Below are 21,410 nucleotides of genomic sequence, written 5' to 3'. Positions count from 1 at the left end.
TTTTCCGTTTGTGGCCGGACACTACTGCACGCAGTCCGTATTTCAAAACGGGGAGCGACCATTTTCATAACCTGTTCGTTCGACATGGACCGCGCTATCAACAGGCAGACATAGATTGCCACGCTGATGGAAAGACTGTTCCGATGTCCGACGCTACGCCCCAGCCCGTTGCCGCACCCTTGACCCGGGCCGCCATTTTTCTGGTCCTGAACATCAATCCCGGCACGGATGCGGAAAAGACCATCCTCAGCCTGTGCGCAGACCTTTCAGGCCTACGCCGCACGGTGGGTTTCCGGGACCTGAACGGACAGCTTTCCTGCGTTCTCGGCTTTGGCTCTGCCGCCTGGGACCGTCTCTTTCCCGGCCCGCGCCCGAAGGAACTGCATCCGTTTCAGGAAATCAAAGGCGTCCATCACGCCGTCTCCACGCCCGGCGACATGCTCTTTCACATTCGCGCCACGCGCATGGACATGTGCTTCGAGATGGCCAAGCTGGTCATGGACCGCCTGCGCAGCGTGTGCACGGTTGTCGATGAAGTCCACGGCTTCAAGTATTTCGATGACCGGGACCTGATCGGCTTCGTGGACGGCACGGAAAACCCCGAGAACGCCGCAGCCTGCGAAGCTGCCATCATTGGCGATGAAGACGCGGGGTTCAAAGGCGGCAGCTACGTCATCACCCAGAAATACTTCCACGACCTCGACGCCTGGAACACCCTGCCGATCGAGATGCAGGAAAAGATCATCGGCCGCAAAAAGCTCTCCAATGTCGAGCTCGATGATGCGACCAAGCCTGCTTACGCCCATAACGCGCTGAACGTCGTGACGCGCAACGGCAAACAGGTTGATATCCTGCGGGACAACATGCCGTTCGGTGAAGCCGGCAAGGGCGAATTCGGCACCTATTTCATCGGCTATGCCCGCTCCCCGTCCGTGACCGAGGAAATGCTGCACAACATGTTCGTCGGCAAGCCGGAAGGGAATTACGACCGCCTGCTGGATTACAGCCGCCCCGTCACGGGCACGCTGTTCTTCGTCCCGTCAGCCGATTATCTGGACGATATCGACGCCTGAGCCCGCAGGCAGCTCTGAAGATCCGGAAGATCAGTCGTGTTCCAGATAGAACTCGATGGGAACCGTCAGGGAGAGCGGATCGCCCTTGATGCTGTCGGGCGGGATAGGCAGCGGTTCGGCCCGGCGGATCAGGGCCAGCGTCTCCGCATCCAGCAGGTCATACCCTGCGCTGCGTTTGAGACTGGCACTCAGGACATGCCCTTTGCGGTCCATGACGAAATGCAGCAGGGACGTGCCTTCCTGATGCGTGGACTGTGCGGCTTCCGGATAGCGCTTGAACCGCTCCAGACGCGCCAGAAGCTCACCCTGCCAGGTCACGGGATCATGCGATGCATGACTCGACGTGGTGGCCGAAGCAGCACTCGGGCTGGTCGTAGGGGGCGCCTCCACATTGCGTGGGGCCGTGGTCTTTTCCGCAGGCGGCGCCTTCACCGGAACGGGCGGGAGCGGCTTGTGCACACTCGGCTTGTACGGCTTGATCTTTTCCGTTTTGGGTACCGGGACCGGGGGGTTGGGCGCGGGGCTTGGCGGGGCTTCGACCTTAGGGGGATCTTCCGGCTGCGGCTCCGTGAAGGCCACCGCCTGCTGCGGACCGGGATCGACATCCTGCTGCGGGGCCGGAACCGGCGCGGGGACAGGCGCAAGATCAATGCTGATCGCAGCCGGAGGCGGTTCCGCCGCCAGAAGGGGCTGGGGATGCGCGGACGTCACCGCCCAGAACAGGACAGCCCCCGTAAGGGCGACCACACCAAGGGCTGACCCGCCCCAGAGCCGTGCGCTCCGGCGGTCTTCCACACGGCAGGTCGCGGCATACCACTCCCGAAACCTTGGCAGCGGCACGTTTGCAGAGACCAGCCCGTCTGACATCAGGGCGTCGTTCCCGTCGTCTGGCCTTGTGTCGTCTGGCCCTGCAACGTCACGAGAGCCACCTTGAGATAGCCCGCGCTTCTCAGATGATCCATGACGTCCATGAGCGTGCCGTAATCCACGGTCCTGTCGGCGCGCAGGAAAATGCGTTCGTCACGGTTGCCCTTGGTTGCGGCGGCGAGCGCTTCCGTCAGTTGGGCAGCGGGCACGTCGTTTTCACCAAGGGCCAGATTGTGATCCGCCTTGACGGTCAGGAACACGGGCTCGTCCGGCCGGGGTGCCGTCTGCTGAGTGGAGGACGGAAGATCGACGGGCACGTTGACGGTCGTAAGCGGGGCCGTGACCATGAAAATCACGAGCAGCACCAGCATGACATCGATGAACGGCGTGACGTTGATTTCGTGCGCTTCAAGCACGGTTTCGTCCGCGTGACGGATCCGGATCGCCATGGAAGTTTACTCTGCCGCAGCCAGCGTATCGCGACCGAAGCGAAGCACCTTGCCGCCATTGATCCCACGCGCCAGATCCCGCGACACCAGCCGCATCACCAGTGACGTCAGGTCCGCGACACAGGCGCGACAGGCTGCCGTCTGACGGGCGAGATGATTGTAGATGACCACGGCCGGAATGGCGGCGACGAGACCGAGTGCCGTGGCCAGAAGCGCTTCGGCAATGCCCGGCGCCACGACCGCGAGGCTGGTGGCATGGGCGGCCGCAATGCCCGTGAAGGACGACATGATGCCCCAGACCGTGCCGAACAGGCCGACGAACGGAGAGGTCGCGCCAATGGTCGCAAGAACGCCCGTCCCCCGCATCAGGCGGCGGCCCTCCGCCGCTTCCAGCCTTTCAAGATGCAGCACGATGCGCTCCTTGATGCCTTCGCGGTCACCCGGAATATCCTGCGAGCGCTGACGCTCCACTTCGGCGGCCATGACCATTGCATGCGCGATGCCGGAGCCCGAACCGGTGCGCGTCCATTCCTCGCCGATATCCAGCGTCTCGGCATCTTCGAGCGTGATTTCCGACTTTTTCAGCCGGGACCGAAGGCGCTGCAGTTCGATGGATTTGGCAATGAAGATCGTCCAGGTCACCAGCGATGCGATCGCCAGAACCGTCATGACGCCCCGCACGACCGGTCCAGCGTCCAGAAACATCTGCCAGGGGGAAAAGGTTAGGGACATCACGGCACCTGTACGGACTGCGGGAAGACGGGACTTACGGTAATGAGAGTCATTCTCACTATCAAGAATGATTCGCCCCTCTTCCATGTTTTATCGTGTCCGCGTCTTCCCCGGCACGAACATGAAAAAGACCCCGGTCCGACCGGGACCCTGCCTCAGTTCGGTCTCCGGGCGCCCCCTCCGGAGCCTGATCCCTCCCCGGAATTACCCTGCGGCTGTTGTAAGGCCGCGACCACTGCATCATTGACGGGACGTCCCGATGCCTTTGCAATGTCCCCAAGGGTCTGTTCAACTGAACCGACTGTATAACCCTTCGACTGAAGACGGTGGACAAGACCCTCCCCATCCATATGGATCAGGGGAGCGATCTCCGACAGCGGCGCATGTTCCAGAACGGGCAGCGCGATGGACGCCGTGCGCCTGTTGCCCGAATGACCGCCGGGCCCCTGGAAAAAGAAGGGAACGCAGGCCGCAAAGGCGATGATCAGCGGCACAAACAGTGTCCTGCGTCGGGCATAATTGACCAGCGACGTCCAGTTCTTCACCAGATGAAGGATGAAAGGCGCCAGAAGCACCATGCTCAGCCATTCGTGGATGGGATGGAACGCTATCGGCGCCCAGTGGAAGAACATCGCTACGCCCGTTACGGCAGAGACGATGAAGAACCCGGTCGTCAGCGGGGTTCCATAACGGTTCATAAACGTTTTGAACATATTTCTTTCTTGTACCGGCTCAGGACCGGACGCAGGTTGAAATGAAACAGGAGTAAATCATCCGGGCAAACAACAACCGATTTCGAGCCCTGTCCCCACGAACGCTAGCACGCCCGGCAGCATCAGGCACCGGCTCAGAACAGCCTGAAAGGCTGGCTTGCGCGCATGGGGCCGGATCAGATGGAGCACGGCATCGGACACACCCCCGACCGCCACGTCCAGAGCCTTTTCGAACGCTTCCGCCGCCACACGCCATTCATCGCCCCCCGAGGAAAGACGCTCCAGGGCAAGACGTCCCAGATTGAGCCAGGCCCAGCAGTCACCGCCCTCGGCCGCCGCCTGATAGAACTGACGGGCGCCCTCGACATCCGGTTTCCCTGACGGTGGGGGACCTTCTTCATGCATGATACCCAGCATGTTCAGGGCCTTGACGTTTCCGGTCCGGGCGGCATCCACATAAAGCTGGTAAGCCCGCTGTTCATTCTTCGGCACCCCCTCCCCTATCAGGAAAAGATCGGCCAGATTGAACATGGCCCACCCGTCTCCGCCTTCGATCGCAGTTTCAAAGCAGCGTGCCGCCATGGCCGGATCACGCTTCACCCCCCAGCCCCGTTCATAGGCACGGCCGAGCATGTTCAGCGCCACGGGATGTCCACTGCGTGCGGCAATTCCGAAACAGGAAAAGGCGTCTTTCTGACGCCCCGCATCAAGATGGCTCTGCGCCAGAATGAGCTGTGCCTTCACCTGTTCTGGAACAGGTGAAGGCACAGAGTGGGACACCCTGTTATCCTGACAGTCTCCTGACACTGATGACATCTCGTTCCTCTTGAGGCCCGGTCTTTCATGAAAGCTGAAAGACCGGGGATTTTCAGGATATGCGGCCTGATCAGAAACCGATGCCGAAATTGCCCATGAACGTCCGGCCGGACTGCGGCACGGCACGTCCCGTATTGAAGGCCGAGGCATAGTTCAGATGATCGGACAGGTTATTGGCGTTGAACTGCACATGATACCGGCCGTACTGGTAGGAAATCATGGTATTCAGCGAGAAGTTGTAGGGCATGCGGGCCGTGTTCGCCTCGTTCGCCCAGTACCCGGAACTGTACTGTGCGCCCCCGCCAGCCGTCAGCCTGCCCTGCCCCGGCTTGAGCAGCAGAGACGACAGGTCGTAGGTGCTCCAGACCGAGAAGTTGTTGTGCGGAAGCTGCGGTGCCTGCTTGCCCTGTGTCGTCGTGGCATTCGTAACCTTGCCGCCCATGTAGGAATAGGCCGCGTAGATTTCCCAGTCCTTCGTGATCTTGCCCGTGAGGCTCAGCTCCGCCCCCCGGATCTCACGCCCGGTTCCCGCATCCTGGAAGCCGGTAATGACGTTTCCGCTCTCGTCGTAGGTATAGGAGTTGTTCTGCTCGATCTGATACAGCGCCGCCGTCATGCCCAGATGCTTGTTGAGGAAGTCCATCTTGGTGCCGACTTCGAACAGATCGCTCCGCTGCGGCTTGAGATCCCGTCCATTGGACGTGACATCGGCCGAGGTCGCCTGACTGGTAACCTGCGACGACACATCCGTACCGACCGGCTTGTAGGACCGTGAGAACGTGAAATAGACGGTCTTGCTGTCATCCACGTCATACATCAGGCTCGCAGACGGGCTGAACCGGTTGGATGACTGGGACTGCACGCCCGCAGACGCTGCTGCCGCGCTCCAGTAGGTGCTCTCGTAACTGTCCCAGCGGAACGTCCCGAACAGGGACAGCCGCTTCGTGATATGGATCCTGTCCGCGAAGAAGAGACCCAGATCCCGGAAATCTGCCGTCCGGTGTCCCGAAGACGGCCAGGTGATGTAAGTGCCCGGTGAAGTATAGTACGGATTGCGCAGGCTCTGGTCGTTGTGCCGGTTCACGTATGTTCCCATGATCCGGTCATCCTTGGTGTAACTGATGTCCACACCCGTGCTGATGTCGTGGCGCAGGAAACCCGTTCTGAACTTCACCCGCGCCATCATGACATTCTGGATCCCCCAGCCGTCCTGATTATAGGCCACCCCGCCGCCCGCACCGTAAGGCAGCGTCGGATTTCCGCCCGCAAGGAACGACGTGACACAATCTCCGGTGCAGGCACTGGGCGTCGTTGCGGAATAGTCACGATGATAGTGCGTAAAGCGCGTATCATTGTTGAACGTCAGCCAGCGCGCGATTTCTGACGAAAACTTCGACGTCGCCATGTGAATGTTCGAGCGGTCCATGTTGAAGCTGCGCACATAAGTCGTATCGCGGTTCAGACCATGGCTCGTGATCGGCGAATAGATTCCGCCAAGCTGGATCATGGGAACACCGTAATCCGGCGCGCCACGACTGCCGAGCCACTGATAATTCAGGTGATAGGTCGTCTTCGTCCCCAGACCGAAACCCAGATCGGCGGCCACGCCATACCGATCCGTCCGGATGTTGTCGCGATCCGCCACGTCCTGCTTGTTGTACATGCCGTTGACGCGCAGGGCCGTGTGCTTGCCAAGCTGGTAGTTCACGTCGGCCGCGCCGCGATACTGCATGCCGCTGGCAATCGTCTGGTCCAGATCGTAATGATTACCCAAATGCGCCTTCTTGAGCGTCTGGTTGATCACGCCGCCCACATTGCCCGCACCGAAATACTGGCCGCTCGGCCCCTTGATGACCTCCACGCTTTCGGTATTGAACGTGTCACGGACATAGGTTCCGAAATCCCGAAGGCCATCTTCGTAAATATCGCCCCGTGCCTGCTGGCCGCGGATGCGAAACTGGTCCCCGTTCAGACCCCCGTTGCCCTCGCCCGTAGACATTGTGATGCCCGGAACATTGGCCAGGGCCTGATCCAGCGTGAACAGACGCTGCTGGAGAATCAGATCCTTGGGCACGACGCTGATGGTCTGCGGCGTGTCGCGAACCGTGCCCGGCATCCGGCCGATGTCGAGAGAGGTGTTGTTCGTATTGCTGCTGTCAGCATCCACCTGCCCGTGAACACGCACGGCGGACAGGTTGATCGTGCTGTCCGGGACGGTCGTGCCTGCAGTGTCCGTTCCGTCCTGCGCTTCGGCGTCCCCGGCTTCCACAATACCCAGCCCGGCCCCAAGTGCCAGCATGACGAGGGCCGACCATTTCTGACCCGAACCATCCTTGGAAAAGCCGAAAGATGTGCCCGAAGGCGAAGAGAGCGAAAAATCGTTTTCTGAAGGCATGCAACACCTGAACTCTGGAAACTTCACAGATCCTCCAACGGCTTCTGGCTGGTCCGGATGGGACCGCGGTGCCTGCGGCTGAAACGCGCTGGTTTCAAGCTGCGCCCACACGATCCGCCTTTAGAAAAACCGTCGCGACGTTCTGACTGAGCCCTGTTTTCCTCATCCCCGATGATAATGCAAATAATTCTCATTAACAAATTGTGTGATAATCATGTTGTTACTTTGCTGTCCCTCCACGGCGCTGGGGGAAACCGGAGCTGCTCAGGAACGGGCTGCCGAAACAGTCCCGCGATCCATCGCCCCACCTCGAAACCACCGCCATGTCCTGATGACGCGCTCCAGACCAAGCGCGCCTTTATACCGCTCTGAAGCTTACCCTCTCGTGCTGAAAAATTTTGCGCGACTGGTAACCATTCTTCCTTTCACACGTTATCGGCTCAAGAAATTGTGGTGCTATAACTGCAATATACATTTCAATTATTCATTGAATTACTTATCTGGAAAATTTTTCCAAACAAACACTCAACTGACGGATTCTGTCCGCCTAAAGGAAACCCGGAAATGGCCAATTTTTTCAGTAAAATTGCCGCCAATTCGTTTCGACTTCATGATGGAAAGATCATTCGCGCTGATCTTTTCAGTGAGGATCGACTTTTGCAGCATGCACAAAGTCTGTCGGCAGCGCATGGAGAGATTATTCTGTCAAAGAATAATCATACACTGCCGGACCGGTTGAGTGATAATGCCAAGGTTCTCCTGGAAGCAAACATCATTTTATCGAAATCTTCTGAAAATGGTGAAGAAATCACACCTGCTGGGAGATGGCTGATCGACAATTATTATCTGATGAATGCACAGATACAGAAAATAAAATTTGACCTTCCGCCCAAATACTACAAAGAACTCCCCGAACTTTCAGACGGCCCCTTTTCCGGGCTGCCCCGGGTCTTCGAAATAGCCTGGGCGCTGGTGGCTCATACGGACAGCCATATTGACCCGAAAACACTCTGCCAGTTCCTGAACGCCTATCAGAAAAACAGGCCTCTCCTGATCAGGGAGCTCTGGGCCATCCCTGCCCAGATCAGAATAGTCCTGATCGAGAACCTTCGGCGCGTAGCTGAAAAAATCTGTCAGAACCTGCAGGACCAGAAGCAGGCCAATAGTCTTGCGGATACGGTTCTTCTGGATGTCCGGAGCAACAATACGAAAATACTCCGTACCCTTTCCAAAATAGACACGGAAAAACTGGGCCCGGCGTTCCTTGTCCAGTTTGCGCATCGCCTGAAGGGGCGTGATCCACAAAAGGATCCGGCTTTTCTGTGGCTGGAGGGAATATTGCAGGAAAAGGGAACAAATCTGGAGCAGGTCGTTTCCGAAGAACTGCAAGAACAAAGCATTCTTAGCGCCTCAATCAAAAACATCATTACAAGCATGCGCCTGACGGCAATGCTTGACTGGAACGAGATCTTTGAAAAGACAAGCACCGTAAGCCATATACTTTATGGCAATGACAGATTTTCTGAAATGGATCTTCCCACACGAAATCTGTACACCAAGGCTATTGAGGCTCTCGCAAAAGGGTCCCGCCATACGGAATGCGAAATCGCAAAAAAGGTCACATCTCTCGCAGCACATGCGCGGAGTGAGGCCAATTCTGATCCCCGTCGCTCAGACCCTGGATATTATCTTCTGGCGGAAGGGCGTCCCTGGCTTGAAGCGGAACTGAAGTTCCGGGCACCTCTGCGCGTACAGATCGGACAGGTGTCCCGCCGCCTTGGCATAACGGGATACAGTCTGGCTGTTACGTTACTGACGCTTCTGCTTCTGGCAGCCTTTCTGTCCTTCATGAGGAGCGACCTGTCAGGTCGCGCTGCTTTCATCCTGATTGTTCTGGGATTTATTCCCGCCACCGATTGTGTTGTTGCCGCGGTAAACCGTTTCCTGATGTGGGCCATCAGGGTGTCAGAGCTTCCCGCGCTCGAACTCAAGGGAGGCGTCCCTGCCAGTCTCCGGACCATGGTGGTCGTACCGACCCTTCTGACAAGGCGGTCATCGATCGTCTCCATGGTGAAACGTCTTGAAAAACACTATCTCGCCAGCCGGGATGGCGAAATCTATTTCGCACTTCTGACCGACTGGACCGATTCCTCCACAGAAACCCGCAAAGGCGATCAGGAACTCCTTGAAGTGGTCACGCGGGAAATTGCCCGCCTGAATCAGACTTACGGAACAGGACCGGCCGGAACAAGATTTCTTCTGCTTCACCGCAGGCGTCTGTGGAGCACAAGTGAAGGAAAATGGATCGGATGGGAGCGCAAGCGCGGCAAACTGCATGAACTGAACCGCCTTCTTCGCGGCGCGGTTGATACCAGTTTTCTCGATCTGGCGGGGCAGAATATTCCTCAGGATGTCCGGTATGTCGTGACCGTGGATTCCGACACACGTCTTCCCCATGAGGTTGTCAGGCGTCTGATCGCAAAGATTGCCCATCCCCTCAACACAGCCCGTTTTGATCCGGACGAAGGACGCGTTGTGGAGGGATATGCAATCCTTCAGCCCCGTGTCACGCCATCATTACCCGAAGCACGACAGAGCACTCTTTTCCAGCGGGTTTTCTCAAGTCCCAATGGCATAGAACCTTATACGGCTGCCGTATCCGACCTGTATCAGGACATGTTTGCCGAAGGGTCGTTTGCGGGGAAAGGTATTTACGAAATCGACTCTTTTGAAGCCGCACTGGCGGGTCGGGTTCCTGAGGGAACGCTTCTGAGCCATGATCTTTTCGAAGGCGTCTTTGCACGAACGGGTCTCGTCACAGACATCGAAGTCATCGAGGAATACCCGACGGACTATCTGGTCTCGGTTACGCGACTGAACCGCTGGGTCCGTGGAGACTGGCAGCTTCTTCCCTGGATCTTTTCATGGATGGGTCATTTCCCGACCATTCGCATCAAGACACGCCCTCTCACCGGCATTGCGCGCTGGAAGATGCTGGATAACCTGCGGCGCAGTCTTTCAGCCCCAATGGCCGTAGCGGCGCTTTTTGCAGGCTGGTTTCTCGGGCTTCATAATGCAGTGGTCTGGAGTTTCTGCATTGTTTCGACGCTCGCAATTCCCGCAGCGCTCCCCCTTCTCGTTGATATGATCCGGCAAAGAAGAGGAGAGACTTTCCGGAGCTATTTTTCTCTTCTTGCCGTTGACTTCAAGCGGACTGCCCTGACGACTGCCCTGTGCTTTGCATTCCTGGCGGATCAGGCCTGCCTGATGGGAGACGCCATTATCCGCACACTGGCGCGCGTTTTCGTAACCCGGAAACATCTCCTGCAATGGGTCACGGCCGCTCAGGCCACTGAAGCTCCACGCGAGCAGATCCAGGGATATTTCCGCCAGATGGGCGGCGCGGTTGTGATTGGTCTTCTTGCGTTTGGCGTCATGTTCGTGGCGGCCCCTCGTGTCTGGCTGATCATTCTCCCCTTTGCCTTGACCTGGTGCCTGTCCCCGGCGATCGCCTGGAAAGTAAGCCAGTACCGCGCCTCCGCCCGCAGACTTGAGGCAACGGATGCCGAGCTTGTTTTCATGCGCATGCAGGCACGGCGGACATGGCGGTATTTCGAGACATTCGTCTCTGCCGCAGATCACATGCTTCCGCCGGACAATTTTCAGGAGACCCCCGCGCCTCTCGTCGCGCGCCGCACATCTCCGACCAATATGGGACTTTACCTCCTCTCCATCGTCGCTGCCTGCGATTTTGGATGGATCGGGGTAAGTGATGCCACGTCGCGTCTGAGTGACACGCTAGGAACAATGCTGAAGCTTCCCCGCTTCAGAGGGCATTTCTATAACTGGTACAATACCGCTGATCTTGCTCCGCTGCCCCCTATCTACGTCTCCACGGTTGATAGCGGCAATCTTGCAGGCCATCTGATTACACTGGCCTGCGCCTGTGAAGAATGGATCCAGAAAGGAAGAAAATCCGACACCTGGAGAGAGGGTGTCCGTGACGCTTTGAATCTGGCGTTCGAGGAAGCGACATCGGCAAGCGGTAATTTCCGCTCTTCCGAACTGGCGCAACTCATAGAGACCCTCCTTCAGGACATGAAAGACGGCCATGCAAGCCAGATCACGCTCGCCTACAGGGTGCAGATGCTTGTCAGTCAGGCGGAAGAACTGTCGCATCTTCTGCAAAGACGCGCTTTGGCAGGAAGTGCGGACAAAACTACGCCTGTGACGACCGGCGTCGAGAACCTTCTCTTCTGGCTCCAGGCCGCGCAGAACTGCATCCGGAGTGAACGCAAGGATCTTGAGGTCAATGCGTCACTGCACGAAGAACTCAACAGGATTGCACAGAACGCACGGACCCTGGCGCTGGACATGGAGTTCGCCTTCCTGAGAAATCCCGACCGGAAACTGCTTTCGATCGGTTTTGTCGTGAATGAAGGCATTCTGGACGACAACTGCTACGACCTGCTGGCTTCGGAAGCGCGGCTGGCTGTCTTCTTCGCCATCGCGAAAGGCGATATTCAGGCACGGGAATGGTTTCGTCTGGGAAGACCCCTCGCCGCCGTTGCCCACGGCGAGGCTCTGGTCTCCTGGTCGGGATCCATGTTCGAATATCTCATGCCATCCCTGATCATGGCCGCGCCATTCGACAGTCTTCTGGAAGAAACCAGCCGTCAGATTGTTCGCCGTCAGGTCGAATATGGCCAGTTCCGGGGTGTCCCCTGGGGCATATCAGAATCTGCCTATAATGCCCGGGACCTGGAATACAACTATCAGTACTCCGATTTTGGCGTTCCCGGACTGGGAATGAAAAGAGGGCTGGCACAGGATCTGGTAATCGCTCCTTATGCCACGGCCCTGGCCACGATGGTGGACGCACGGTTGGCCACGGAAAATTTCCGGGCCCTGCAGGAGGCAGGAGCCCAGGGAACCTACGGATTTTATGAAGCTCTGGACTATACGAAAGCCCGCCTGCAACCCGAGCAGTCCGTCGCGATCATTCATTCCTACATGGCCCATCATCAGGGCATGTCCATTCTCGCAATCGCTGACACGGTCCTGAAAGGGCTCATGCGCTCACGCTTCCACGCCGAACCCATTATTGGTGCGGCAGAACTCCTGCTTCAGGAACGTGCCCCGACGGGAGGGGCCATCACAACGCCGCTGAAAGAAGAAGAGTTTGCCCCCACTGCGCTGACCGTACAGGTACAGTCCGGCGGTCGCCATCTGCGCACGGCCCACACAACTTCCCCTGTCGCTCATCTTCTTTCAAACGGACGGTATAGCGTGATGCTGACGGCCGCAGGCTCAGGATACAGCAGATGGGGCCAACAGGCCGTAACGCGATGGAGGCCGGACCCGACATGCGACAACTGGGGAAACTACATCTACCTGCAGAATACCGGAAACCCTCGCTTCTGGACTGCGGGACTGCAGCCTTCCGGCATTGAGGCTGAAGCCTATGATGTCGAATTCCGGGAAGATCGCGCGACGTATACGCGTCAGGACAACAGGCTGACGACGACAATGGAAGTTCTGGTTTCGGCCGAAGACGACGCGGAACTCCGACGCATTTCAGTCAGCAACTCCAGCACGTCCACACTCGAGATCGATGTCACCTCTTATGTGGAACTTGCCTTGTGCCCGCCTGGCATGGACATAAGCCATCCGGCCTTTGCCAAGATGTTTGTCCAGACGGAGTATCTCTCCAGCTACAGGGCGATCCTCGCGACACGGAGAAAAAGAAATCCGTCTGATCCCGAGATCTGGGCCGCGCATCTGATTGTCGGGGGCAGTCATCTTTCCATAGAGACGGACCGTTCCAGATTCATCGGTCGCGGCCGGGATTTACGCGAACCGGCTGCATTGATCGGGACAGGGCCGATCTCCGGATCAACCGGGACCGTTCTGGACCCTATTTTCTCCGCCCGGTGCAGGCTGACAATGCCTGCGCGTTCCTCCCGGCATGTCTCATTCTGGACGATTGTGGCCTCGACACGTGAAACGCTCATACAGAGCATTGAACGCCATCAGAATGAAGCAGACCTTGATCGGGCTCTGACCCTGGCATGGACCCATGCCCAGGTTCATTTGCGGCATCTCGACATCCAGCCGATACAGGCAGACCTGTTTCAACAGCTTGCAGGCTATCTCCTGTTTCCCGGACCCGCCCTGCGCTCTTCGGCTGCACGGATAAAACAGGGTGCGGGCAGGCAGGCGGACCTGTGGGGACAGGGAGTTTCCGGTGATCTGCCGATCCTGCTGCTGGTCGTGACCGAAAGCGAGGATTTCGATCTCGCCCGAACCCTCCTCACCGCCCATGGGTATCTGAACTTCAAAGGTCTGGCGTTTGATCTCGTCATCCTGAACGATCATCCGACCTCTTATGCCCAGGACGTGCAGCACGCTCTCGAAGCGCTTGTCCGCTCATCCGGAGAGACAGGAACCATCCGCCTTCTACGCGGCACGCTGATGTCCGAAACCGTCAGGAATCTTCTGTTCTCGGTCTCCGCTGTCGTTCTGACGGGAAAGGGCGGCAACCTGCAACACCAGATAACCCACATCGAAATGGTGCAGCGTGCAAAAGCCGTGCAGGGCGCTCCACATCCCTGCAAACCCTATCACGGGCCCCACGAAACCCTGACATTACCCCAGCTTGAACTGACAAACGGATATGGCGGCTTCACATCTGACGGACGGGAATATGCCATCATAACACGTGGCAGGACCCGTACTCCGGCCCCGTGGGTCAATGTCGTTTCCAGTCCGCATTTCGGCTTTCAGGTCTCAGCGGAAGGCAGCAGCTACACATGGTCCCAGAACAGCAAGGAAAACCAGCTCACACCATGGTCAAATGACCCGGTCATCAATCCGACCGGTGAGGCATTTTACCTGTGCGATGAGGAAAGCCGGCAGTTCTGGTCCCCGCTGGCCGCCGTCTGCCCGGACGAGAATGCCGTTTATGTCTGCCGGCATGGGCGCGGGTACAGTCAGTTTGACCGTCATGCCAACGAGATTGCCTCGACCCTGCTGCACTATGTGCCGCCTGAAGATCCGGTCAGGATTTCCAGACTGAAACTGACCAACACATCCTCCCGGCCCCGTATTCTCAGAGCCACCGTGTATGCCGAATGGGTTCTCGGACAGTCCCGCGGCACGACGTCCCCCTTTATCTTCACTGAACAGGATCCCGACACAGCCGCCCTCTTTGCACGGAATAAATGGGGCGAGACATTTGGTGAATACATCGCATTTGCTGATCTTTCAGGTCAGCAGACCTCGGTTACGGATGACAGAAGCACATTCATCGGCCGGAATGGCAACCTGTCCGCACCCGGAGCCATTGTTCGCGGAGGGCCGCTCGGAGGGATCGTCGGTGCGGGCGTTGATCCCTGCGCCGCTTTGCAGACTGTCATTACGCTCGAACCGGGAGAAAGCACCGAGATCGTCTTTCTTCTGGGTCAGGGGCGGGATGTCGAGCAGACCCGTCAGATCATCCGGCGCTACAGAACGGCAAATCTGGACATGGTTCTGGATGATGTCCGTCGTGGATGGGAAAGAATTACGGGAAACATACAGGTCACAACCCCTGACCGCGCGATGGATGTCATGCTGAATGGCTGGCTGCTGTATCAGTCCCTCTCCAGCCGCATCTGGGCACGCGCAGGCTTTTACCAGGCCAGCGGTGCCTACGGATTCCGGGATCAGCTTCAGGACGGCATGTCTCTCGTTCTGGCCGCGCCTCAATTGGTACGGGAGCATCTTCTGCGCGCGGCATCCCGGCAGTTTCCGGAAGGAGACGTGCAACACTGGTGGCTCCCCCAGAAGGGGAATGGTGTCCGCACGAGGATCTCTGACGACTGTGCCTGGCTTGCCTACACGGTCGCGCAGTACGTCCGTGTCAGCGGTGACAGGGCTGTTCTGGATGAGGAGATTCCCTTCCTCGAAGCGCCTGTGCTGGCGGAAGGAGAGCATGAACGCTTTCTTCAGCCAGACATTACGGACGAAACAGCATCCCTCTATTCCCACTGTGTTCTTGCGCTCGATCACAGCCTGCGGAGAGGAACGCATGGCCTGCCCTTGATGGGAACCGGGGACTGGAATGATGGCATGAACCGTGTTGGCGAAGCCGGACGGGGCGAAAGTGTCTGGCTGGGATGGTTCATACACGCCACGCTGGAGGCATTTCTGCCCCTGGCGCAGGCCCGGCAGGACACGGAACACGTCATGAAGTGGACGCGTGTCATGAAGGATCTTGAAACCGCCCTGGAATCAGCCTGGGACGGTGCCTGGTACCGACGCGCCTATTTCGATGACGGGAGCCCTCTGGGCAGCAGTGCGAACAGCGAAGGGCGCATCGATGCCATTGCCCAGTCCTGGGCGGTGATTTCGGCAGCCGGCTCTCCCGGGCGCGCGGAAAAGGCCATGCAGTCCGTTCAGGAACAGCTCGTTGACCTGAAGCGGGAGATCATCATGGTCCTGACGCCACCCTTTGAGACCTCGGAACCCGATCCCGGTTATATCCGGGGTTACCCTGCCGGTATCCGGGAAAACGGCGGTCAATATACTCACGCAGCCCTCTGGACGGTCATGGCAACGGCCCTTCTCGGGAAAGGCGACGCGGCTCATGAGATGTTTTCCACGCTCAATCCCGTTCATCATTCCCGGGACAGGAAAGCGGCAGACCGCTACAGGGTCGAACCCTATGCTGTTGTTGCGGACGTCTATTCCTCCAGCCAGCATGTCGGCCGGGGTGGCTGGTCCTGGTACACCGGATCGGCAGGATGGATGCAACGTATCGGGATTGAAACCTTACTGGGTGTGCAGGTTGAAGAGAACAGACTGTCCATCAATCCGCACATTCCTTCGGGATGGCCATCCTATGAAGTCCGGCTGCGCTGGAAAACAGCGGAATATCATGTGCACGTAGAAAATCCTGACTACGTCTGCCACGGAGATGTCTCCATGGTGCTCGACGGCAGGCCCGTCCCCACGAACCAGCCGATCTTCATGGAAGATGACGGCCTGACGCATCGTGTAGAGTGCACGCTCAGAAGATCCACAGCCCTCAATCCAGCGGATTGAGGGCTTGCCGTCCCCTATCGGAAAATCCGTCTGTGTCCCGACTGCACGGGGAGGGCCAGACCCGATACCCCGTGTTTACCAGTTCAGGGCGCCATCCTCGTTGACAAAGGTTCCTGTCGGCCCGTCATCGTCCAGAAGTGCATACTGGATGGCAATCTTCGCGGCCTGATCGGGTTTGCGATCACCATAATGATTGGTCGCATCCGTTGCGGTCAGGCCGGGGCAGATCCCGTTCACCTTGATGTTTTTGTCGGCCAGCAGTTTTGCATAGCTGAGCGTCAGGGAATTCACTGCGGCCTTGGACGCCTGATAGGTCGGCATGGCGACGTCCTTGTAAATCCAGTCCGCCTGTTCCCGGCTCGCAAACGAAGCCAGAACGGACGATACGTTGACAATCCGCCCATGGGAGGACTTCTCAAGCAGCGGGATCATCGCGTCAGTGAGCGCTGCCGTGCCGACAACATTCGTTTCGAGCGTTCTGGAGAGTTTCTCCCGCACCGAAAGTTCCGGATAGAAGTCCAGGCTGATGCCGGCATTGTTCACCAGGATATCCAGCTGGCCATATTTCGTGCCGATCAACTCTGCCAGACGGTCGATGGTTTCCTGCCGGGTCGTATCCAGTTCAACAGCCTCCACCGCCGCCTCGGGCGTGCTGATCTGTGCTGCGACCTCCCGGCCGGTCTCAGGATTGCGGGCCCCCAGCAGGACCTTTACCCCCTGCCGGGCAAGACCCTGCGCAATGGCACGGCCAATCCCACGTGTTGCCCCACTGACGAGTGCGATCGGTTGAAGCTCGGTCATGGATAACCTCTCAAATATCATTGTTGAAACGTTCTCTGGCGAGCCGGTCGGCACGCATCCGTCATTTCCGGTTAAGGTAAACAGACAACATCAGGAAACCGAGCACGACGAGCGGCGCAATCGCGTGAGAATATTCGCCGTGGAAAACCACCGTGGCGACCGCTGATGCCATGATGCAACTGGCAAGAAGGCTGCCGATGATCCGGCTTGCCGACCGGGCCATGAGCACGGCCGAGATCAGCTCAAGGCAGCCGGTTACATAATGGAACCAGTGCGGATAGCCCCATCGCGCATATTCTTCCGCGATGGTCTTGGGCGCCATGATGTTCCCGGCCGCTCCTATGATGAAGAAGCCCACCAGGGCATACGCCAGAACCTGTCTGCCTGTAACGTTACGCATGATCCGTCTCCTGAGACGCTGCAAGGAAAAGCGAAACCGCCAGGGCAGTCGTGCTGCTGTCCTGTTCCTGGGTCGTGCAGGGGCCGCCACTCAGCAACTGCAACTGGGCTTCCCCGGTGACCATGTGGATGAAAGCGTAAGCCAGCCCTGAGGGATCCAGGGTTAAGCGAAGTTGACCCAGCTCCTGCTGCCTTTGGATCCAGGCGGCAAGAACCGCTTTTGCGTTATGATGACCGGCAGACCAGATGGTCCGCGAAAGCTCGGGAAACCGCTTGCCTTCAGCGATCATCAGACGATGCAGTTCAAGCACCCGGGGCTGTTTGATGATGTGCAGGATTTCGGTGCCAAACTTCATCAATGTCTGCCGGACGCAACCATCTTCCAGCGTAAGGCTTTCCAGAGGCCCCGCCAGTTTCCTGCATTCTTCCGCAATGACGGCAAAAAAGAGCCCCTCCTTGCCACCGAAACGGTCATAGATGTTGCGACGCGATCCCCCGACCTTCTGGATCAGCATGTCCATGGAGGTCGCCTCATAACCGTGCTCAAGGAAAAGCTCGGTGGCTGAGGCCGTGAGTTTTCTGAGCCGCTCACTGCCTCTGGACCGAAGTCCTTTGTCCTGTACCGCGGGCCGATGGGAATCGATGGCCATCATCCGTGAACACAACTCCTTCATACATCATCCGGTATGGTACTATACCGTACCACAATTACAAGAGATGCGCCCCCCTGGGCAAAAGGGCGACAGCCTGCCCACAATGCCATCTTCGTGAAGTTGACGCATATCAACGACAGCAGCCCCCATGAGGGCGGCTATGGTCTGAAGGATTCTCTTTTCGTCATATCGATTGGGCCGCGACCGGCTCTGAAAGACGCAACGCGCCATGAGATACGCCCATAGCAATTTCGAAGCCTTTGCCCGCCCCGCAAAGCCCGAAAACATGGACAGCCGCTCGGCCTGGATCATCGGTGGCGGACTGGGCGGCATGGCAGCGGCGGCGTTTCTGATCCGCGATGCGGGCATGACCCCTTCGAAGATCACCATTCTTGAGGCATCGGATGCTGACGGCGGAGCGCTGGATGGCGCTGGCAACGCGGAAACCGGCTGGCTGATCCGCGGCGGTCGGGAGATGGAGGAGCAGTTCCAGTGCCTGTGGGATCTGTATCGTTCCATCCCCTCGCTGGAAGTCCCGGATGCTTCGGTGCTCGATGAATTCTACCGCCTCAACCGGACTGACCCCAGCAGCAGCCCGGTCCGCGCGATGTGCGGGCATGGCCGCCCCCTGCCGAATCGGGATAATCTGACGCTGACCGGCAAGGCCCGGCGGGAGATCATTGCGCTCATTCTTGCGGATGAGGAGAAACTTGCGGGCAAGACCATCCGTGACATGCTGTCCGATGACTTCATGACATCCAATTTCTGGCTGTTCTGGCGATCGATGTTCGCCTTCGAGACCTGGCACAGCGCGATTGAAATGAAGCGCTACCTGGCCCGCTTCATCCATCAGATCCTTGGACTGAAGGATCTGCACACGCTGAAATTCACGAAATACAACCAGCAGGAATCCCTCAGCAAACCACTGGCGACATGGCTGGCTGAGCAGGGAGTCGTGTTTCGTCATGGGGTAAAAGTGACGAACGTCGTGGTCGATACGTCGGGCGGCAGAAAAGTGGCGACCCATATCGACTGGCTGACAAACGGTGCGGCATCAGGCGTCGATCTCAGTGCGGACGAACTGGTTTTCGTCACCAACGGCTCCATGGTGGAGAACTCCCGCTGGGGCGATCACGGCACGCCCGCCCCCATCGATACCACCATCACGGAAGGAAGCGTCTGGCAGCTCTGGCGCAACATTGCGGCGCAGGATCCGGCTTTCGGGCACCCGGACGTCTTCTGCGGCGATACGACAGCATCCCGCTGGGAATCCGCAACGGTCACGACGCTGGATGCACGTATTCCTGATCTGGTTCAGAAGATAACGGGCCGGGACCCGTTCTCCGGCCGCACGGTCACGGGCGGTCCGGTCACCATTCAGGATTCTGCGTGGCTGATGAGCTGGGTTGTCAGTCGTCAGCCCCATTTCAAGGGGCAGAAAAAAGGGCAGATGGTGGCGTGGCTCTACGGACTGTTCAGCGATGTGGCGGGCAATTACGTGAAAAAACCGATGCAGGACTGTACCGGCGAGGAGATCACGCGGGAATGGCTGTTCCATATGGGGGTGCCACCCGGAGAGATCGACGATATGGCGGCAACGGGCGCGATCACACATCCCTGCATGATGCCGTTCATCACCGCACAGTTCATGCCCCGCTCTCCGGGAGATCGCCCGAACGTCGTGCCGGCAGGCAGCGTCAATCTCGCCTTTCTCGGACAGTTCGCCGAGACGCCGCGTGATACAGTGTTTACGACAGAATATTCCGTCCGCACCGCAATGGAGGCGGTCTATACGCTGCTGGATATCGACCGGGCCGTCCCGGAGGTTTTTGGCAGCATCTATGACGTCCGGATGCTGCTACAGGCAGCCGCGGAACTGCGGGACGGGAAAAAGGTTCCAGCGTCCGGGATGCTCCGTCGCCTGACGGATGGAACGGAAATCGATGATCTGCTGGAGCGTTACGGGCTGATCTGAAGATCAGGATAGCACGCCAGCAAAAAAGACTTCCCCGTTACAGGGAAGTCTTCTTCGGTCTGAAAAAAGCTCGGGCCTCAGAGCGTGAAGTTGACACGCCCGTAATAATAACCACCCGTCATCGGAACCTGCGACGAGAAGGTATCATAAGGGTTGGCACCAAGCTGGTTCAGCTCGCCCGAAAGCTTGCGGGGACGGACATTGAAAATGTTGTTCGCACCCACGGCCACATGCCAGCGCGAATTCACACGATAGCCGATCTCAAGATCCGTCAGCCAGCGCGGGGAATTCTTGAACTGGGCGAAACAGCTGCTGGACTGCTGAAGCTGCTTGCCGTCGATCGGGCAGATCGCAGCCGTCGGGGTCCAATCCTGATACGTCATCATGCCCGTCGTCTCGCCGTAACGGGTCTGACGCACATTCACGTCCCATTTCCCGATCGTCCAGAAGGCGTTCAGAATGATCTTGCTGCGCGGATAGGCCGTCGTCAGATAGGCAATGTTCTGCGCATTCAGAAGCGGCGATCCGGTGGCCGACATACCGTTATGCGACAGGCGCGTCCGGTTCAGGTCCAGCGCCATGGACAGGTTCAGGTTGCCGTAACGGTGCATGCGGAACATGTAATCCGCCTTGATATCCAGCCCCTGTGTCCGCGTACTGGCCCCGTTCGTGAAGTAGTAGGTCTGCACGGCGTTTTCAGACAACTGCGTCAGCGCGGGCAGTGAAACGCCCATTCCTTCCAGCGCCGAGATCGCCGCCGCACCCGTCACGTTACCACCCTGCACAACACGGTCACGGATGTTGATCTGATAGACGTCCGCCTCGACATGAAACCCGTTAACCGGCTCAAGAACGATACCGCCCGTCGCACTGGTCGAACGCTCCGGCTTGAGCGGAGACGCACCTGTCGCACGCGCTTCGGAGGACGAAACCGGCAGCAGACCCAGCACGGATGTCGGACCGACATTGATGGCGCTGTAATGCTGTTCGGCCATCGTCGGCGCACGGAAACCATTGCTGATCGTCGCACGCAGACCGATCCGCTTGGTGATGTCGTACCGCGTCGAGACCTTGCCGTTCTCGGTGTTGCCGACGTCCGTGTAGTGCTCAAAACGTCCGGCGAAATCCAGATCCCAGTTCTTCAGAAGATGGAAATCACCATCCAGATAGGCAGCCCAGACATCACGATCCCACTTTCCGGCATCCTGCGGTGTCAGACCCGCCAGAGCCGACGTGCCACCATATTCATAGGATGCAGGCTCGCCCGCCAGGATGGTGTACTGCTCGAGACGGTGTTCGCCACCGAAAGCCACGGTCATGGGAACTGCGTTGGCGATCTTGAAGTTCCGGCGGAAATCGAGATTGTTCGTCCACTGGGCCAGCCTGAAATTGGACGTGGAGGGTTCGAAAAACCCCCTGGTATTGAGGTCTGCTCTGTGATTCCATTTCC

At 58.2% G+C, this 21,410-nt stretch carries 14 protein-coding genes; 3 read left to right on the top strand and 11 right to left on the bottom strand.

Annotated features, from left to right (window positions below):
* Positions 1 to 143: 143 nt before the first annotated feature.
* Positions 144 to 1,073, top strand: coding sequence for a Dyp-type peroxidase (locus tag ABF859_RS02135; RefSeq protein ID WP_415525713.1), 930 nt, complete (start codon positions 144 to 146; stop codon positions 1,071 to 1,073).
* Positions 1,074 to 1,103: 30 nt separating this feature from the next.
* On the opposite strand, the gene ABF859_RS02130 is transcribed toward ABF859_RS02135, so the two are convergent.
* The 7 genes from ABF859_RS02130 to ABF859_RS02100 all read right to left on the bottom strand — a co-directional run bounded on the left by ABF859_RS02130 (position 1,104) and on the right by ABF859_RS02100 (position 8,350).
* Entirely contained in the window at positions 1,104 to 1,940 is an 837-nt protein-coding gene (locus ABF859_RS02130; RefSeq protein ID WP_415525711.1) for an energy transducer TonB, read from the bottom strand.
* Positions 1,940 to 2,389: a TonB system transport protein ExbD gene (exbD, locus tag ABF859_RS02125; RefSeq protein WP_415525709.1), complete on the bottom strand. Its 450-nt coding sequence runs from the start codon at positions 2,387 to 2,389 to the stop codon at positions 1,940 to 1,942. Before exbD ends, ABF859_RS02130 begins: the two co-directional genes overlap by 1 nt.
* A 6-nt stretch (positions 2,390 to 2,395) precedes the next feature.
* Entirely contained in the window at positions 2,396 to 3,121 is a 726-nt protein-coding gene (gene exbB / locus ABF859_RS02120; RefSeq protein WP_415525707.1) for a tonB-system energizer ExbB, read from the bottom strand.
* A gap of 155 nt (positions 3,122 to 3,276) precedes the next feature.
* Positions 3,277 to 3,834 carry a DUF4405 domain-containing protein gene (locus tag ABF859_RS02115; RefSeq protein WP_415525705.1) on the bottom strand — a complete coding sequence of 186 codons (558 nt, stop codon included), beginning with the start codon at positions 3,832 to 3,834 and terminating at the stop codon, positions 3,277 to 3,279.
* Positions 3,835 to 3,891: 57 nt separating this feature from the next.
* On the bottom strand, positions 3,892 to 4,614 hold the full coding sequence (locus ABF859_RS02110) for a tetratricopeptide repeat protein (protein WP_415525703.1): 723 nt from the start codon (positions 4,612 to 4,614) through the stop codon (positions 3,892 to 3,894).
* A gap of 106 nt (positions 4,615 to 4,720) precedes the next feature.
* On the bottom strand, positions 4,721 to 7,045 hold the full coding sequence (locus ABF859_RS02105) for a TonB-dependent receptor (RefSeq protein WP_415525701.1): 2,325 nt from the start codon (positions 7,043 to 7,045) through the stop codon (positions 4,721 to 4,723).
* A gap of 918 nt (positions 7,046 to 7,963) precedes the next feature.
* Positions 7,964 to 8,350, bottom strand: coding sequence for a hypothetical protein (locus ABF859_RS02100; RefSeq protein WP_415525699.1), 387 nt, complete (start codon positions 8,348 to 8,350; stop codon positions 7,964 to 7,966).
* A gap of 222 nt (positions 8,351 to 8,572) precedes the next feature.
* Between ABF859_RS02100 and ABF859_RS02095 the strand changes: the two genes are divergently transcribed.
* Positions 8,573 to 16,132: a GH36-type glycosyl hydrolase domain-containing protein gene (locus ABF859_RS02095; RefSeq protein WP_415525697.1), complete on the top strand. Its 7,560-nt coding sequence runs from the start codon at positions 8,573 to 8,575 to the stop codon at positions 16,130 to 16,132.
* Positions 16,133 to 16,207: 75 nt separating this feature from the next.
* Here the strand turns inward: ABF859_RS02095 and ABF859_RS02090 are convergent, their stop codons facing one another.
* From ABF859_RS02090 to ABF859_RS02080, 3 genes are all read right to left on the bottom strand, one after another.
* Positions 16,208 to 16,933, bottom strand: a complete 726-nt coding sequence (locus tag ABF859_RS02090; protein ID WP_415525695.1) for an SDR family NAD(P)-dependent oxidoreductase — start codon at positions 16,931 to 16,933, stop codon at positions 16,208 to 16,210.
* A gap of 61 nt (positions 16,934 to 16,994) precedes the next feature.
* The gene (locus ABF859_RS02085; RefSeq protein ID WP_415525693.1) at positions 16,995 to 17,333 is read right to left on the bottom strand and encodes a DoxX family protein; all 339 of its coding nucleotides are present in this window, start codon (positions 17,331 to 17,333) and stop codon (positions 16,995 to 16,997) included.
* Entirely contained in the window at positions 17,326 to 17,985 is a 660-nt protein-coding gene (locus tag ABF859_RS02080) for a TetR/AcrR family transcriptional regulator (protein ID WP_415525691.1), read from the bottom strand. The genes ABF859_RS02085 and ABF859_RS02080 overlap by 8 nt, the downstream gene beginning before the upstream one ends.
* A 229-nt stretch (positions 17,986 to 18,214) precedes the next feature.
* On the opposite strand from ABF859_RS02080, the gene ABF859_RS02075 reads away from it, so the two are divergent.
* Positions 18,215 to 19,960, top strand: coding sequence for an oleate hydratase (locus tag ABF859_RS02075; RefSeq protein ID WP_415525689.1), 1,746 nt, complete (start codon positions 18,215 to 18,217; stop codon positions 19,958 to 19,960).
* Positions 19,961 to 20,037: 77 nt separating this feature from the next.
* Here the strand turns inward: ABF859_RS02075 and ABF859_RS02070 are convergent.
* The coding region (locus tag ABF859_RS02070) for a TonB-dependent receptor plug domain-containing protein (RefSeq protein ID WP_415525687.1) at positions 20,038 to 21,410 on the bottom strand (1,373 nt) is incomplete at its 5' end.

Source organism: Gluconobacter sp. (assembly GCF_047722525.1).
GTDB lineage: Bacteria > Pseudomonadota > Alphaproteobacteria > Acetobacterales > Acetobacteraceae > Gluconobacter.
The sequence above is the reverse complement of the archived record's forward strand: the minus strand, read 5'-3'. Positions and strand labels throughout refer to the sequence as shown.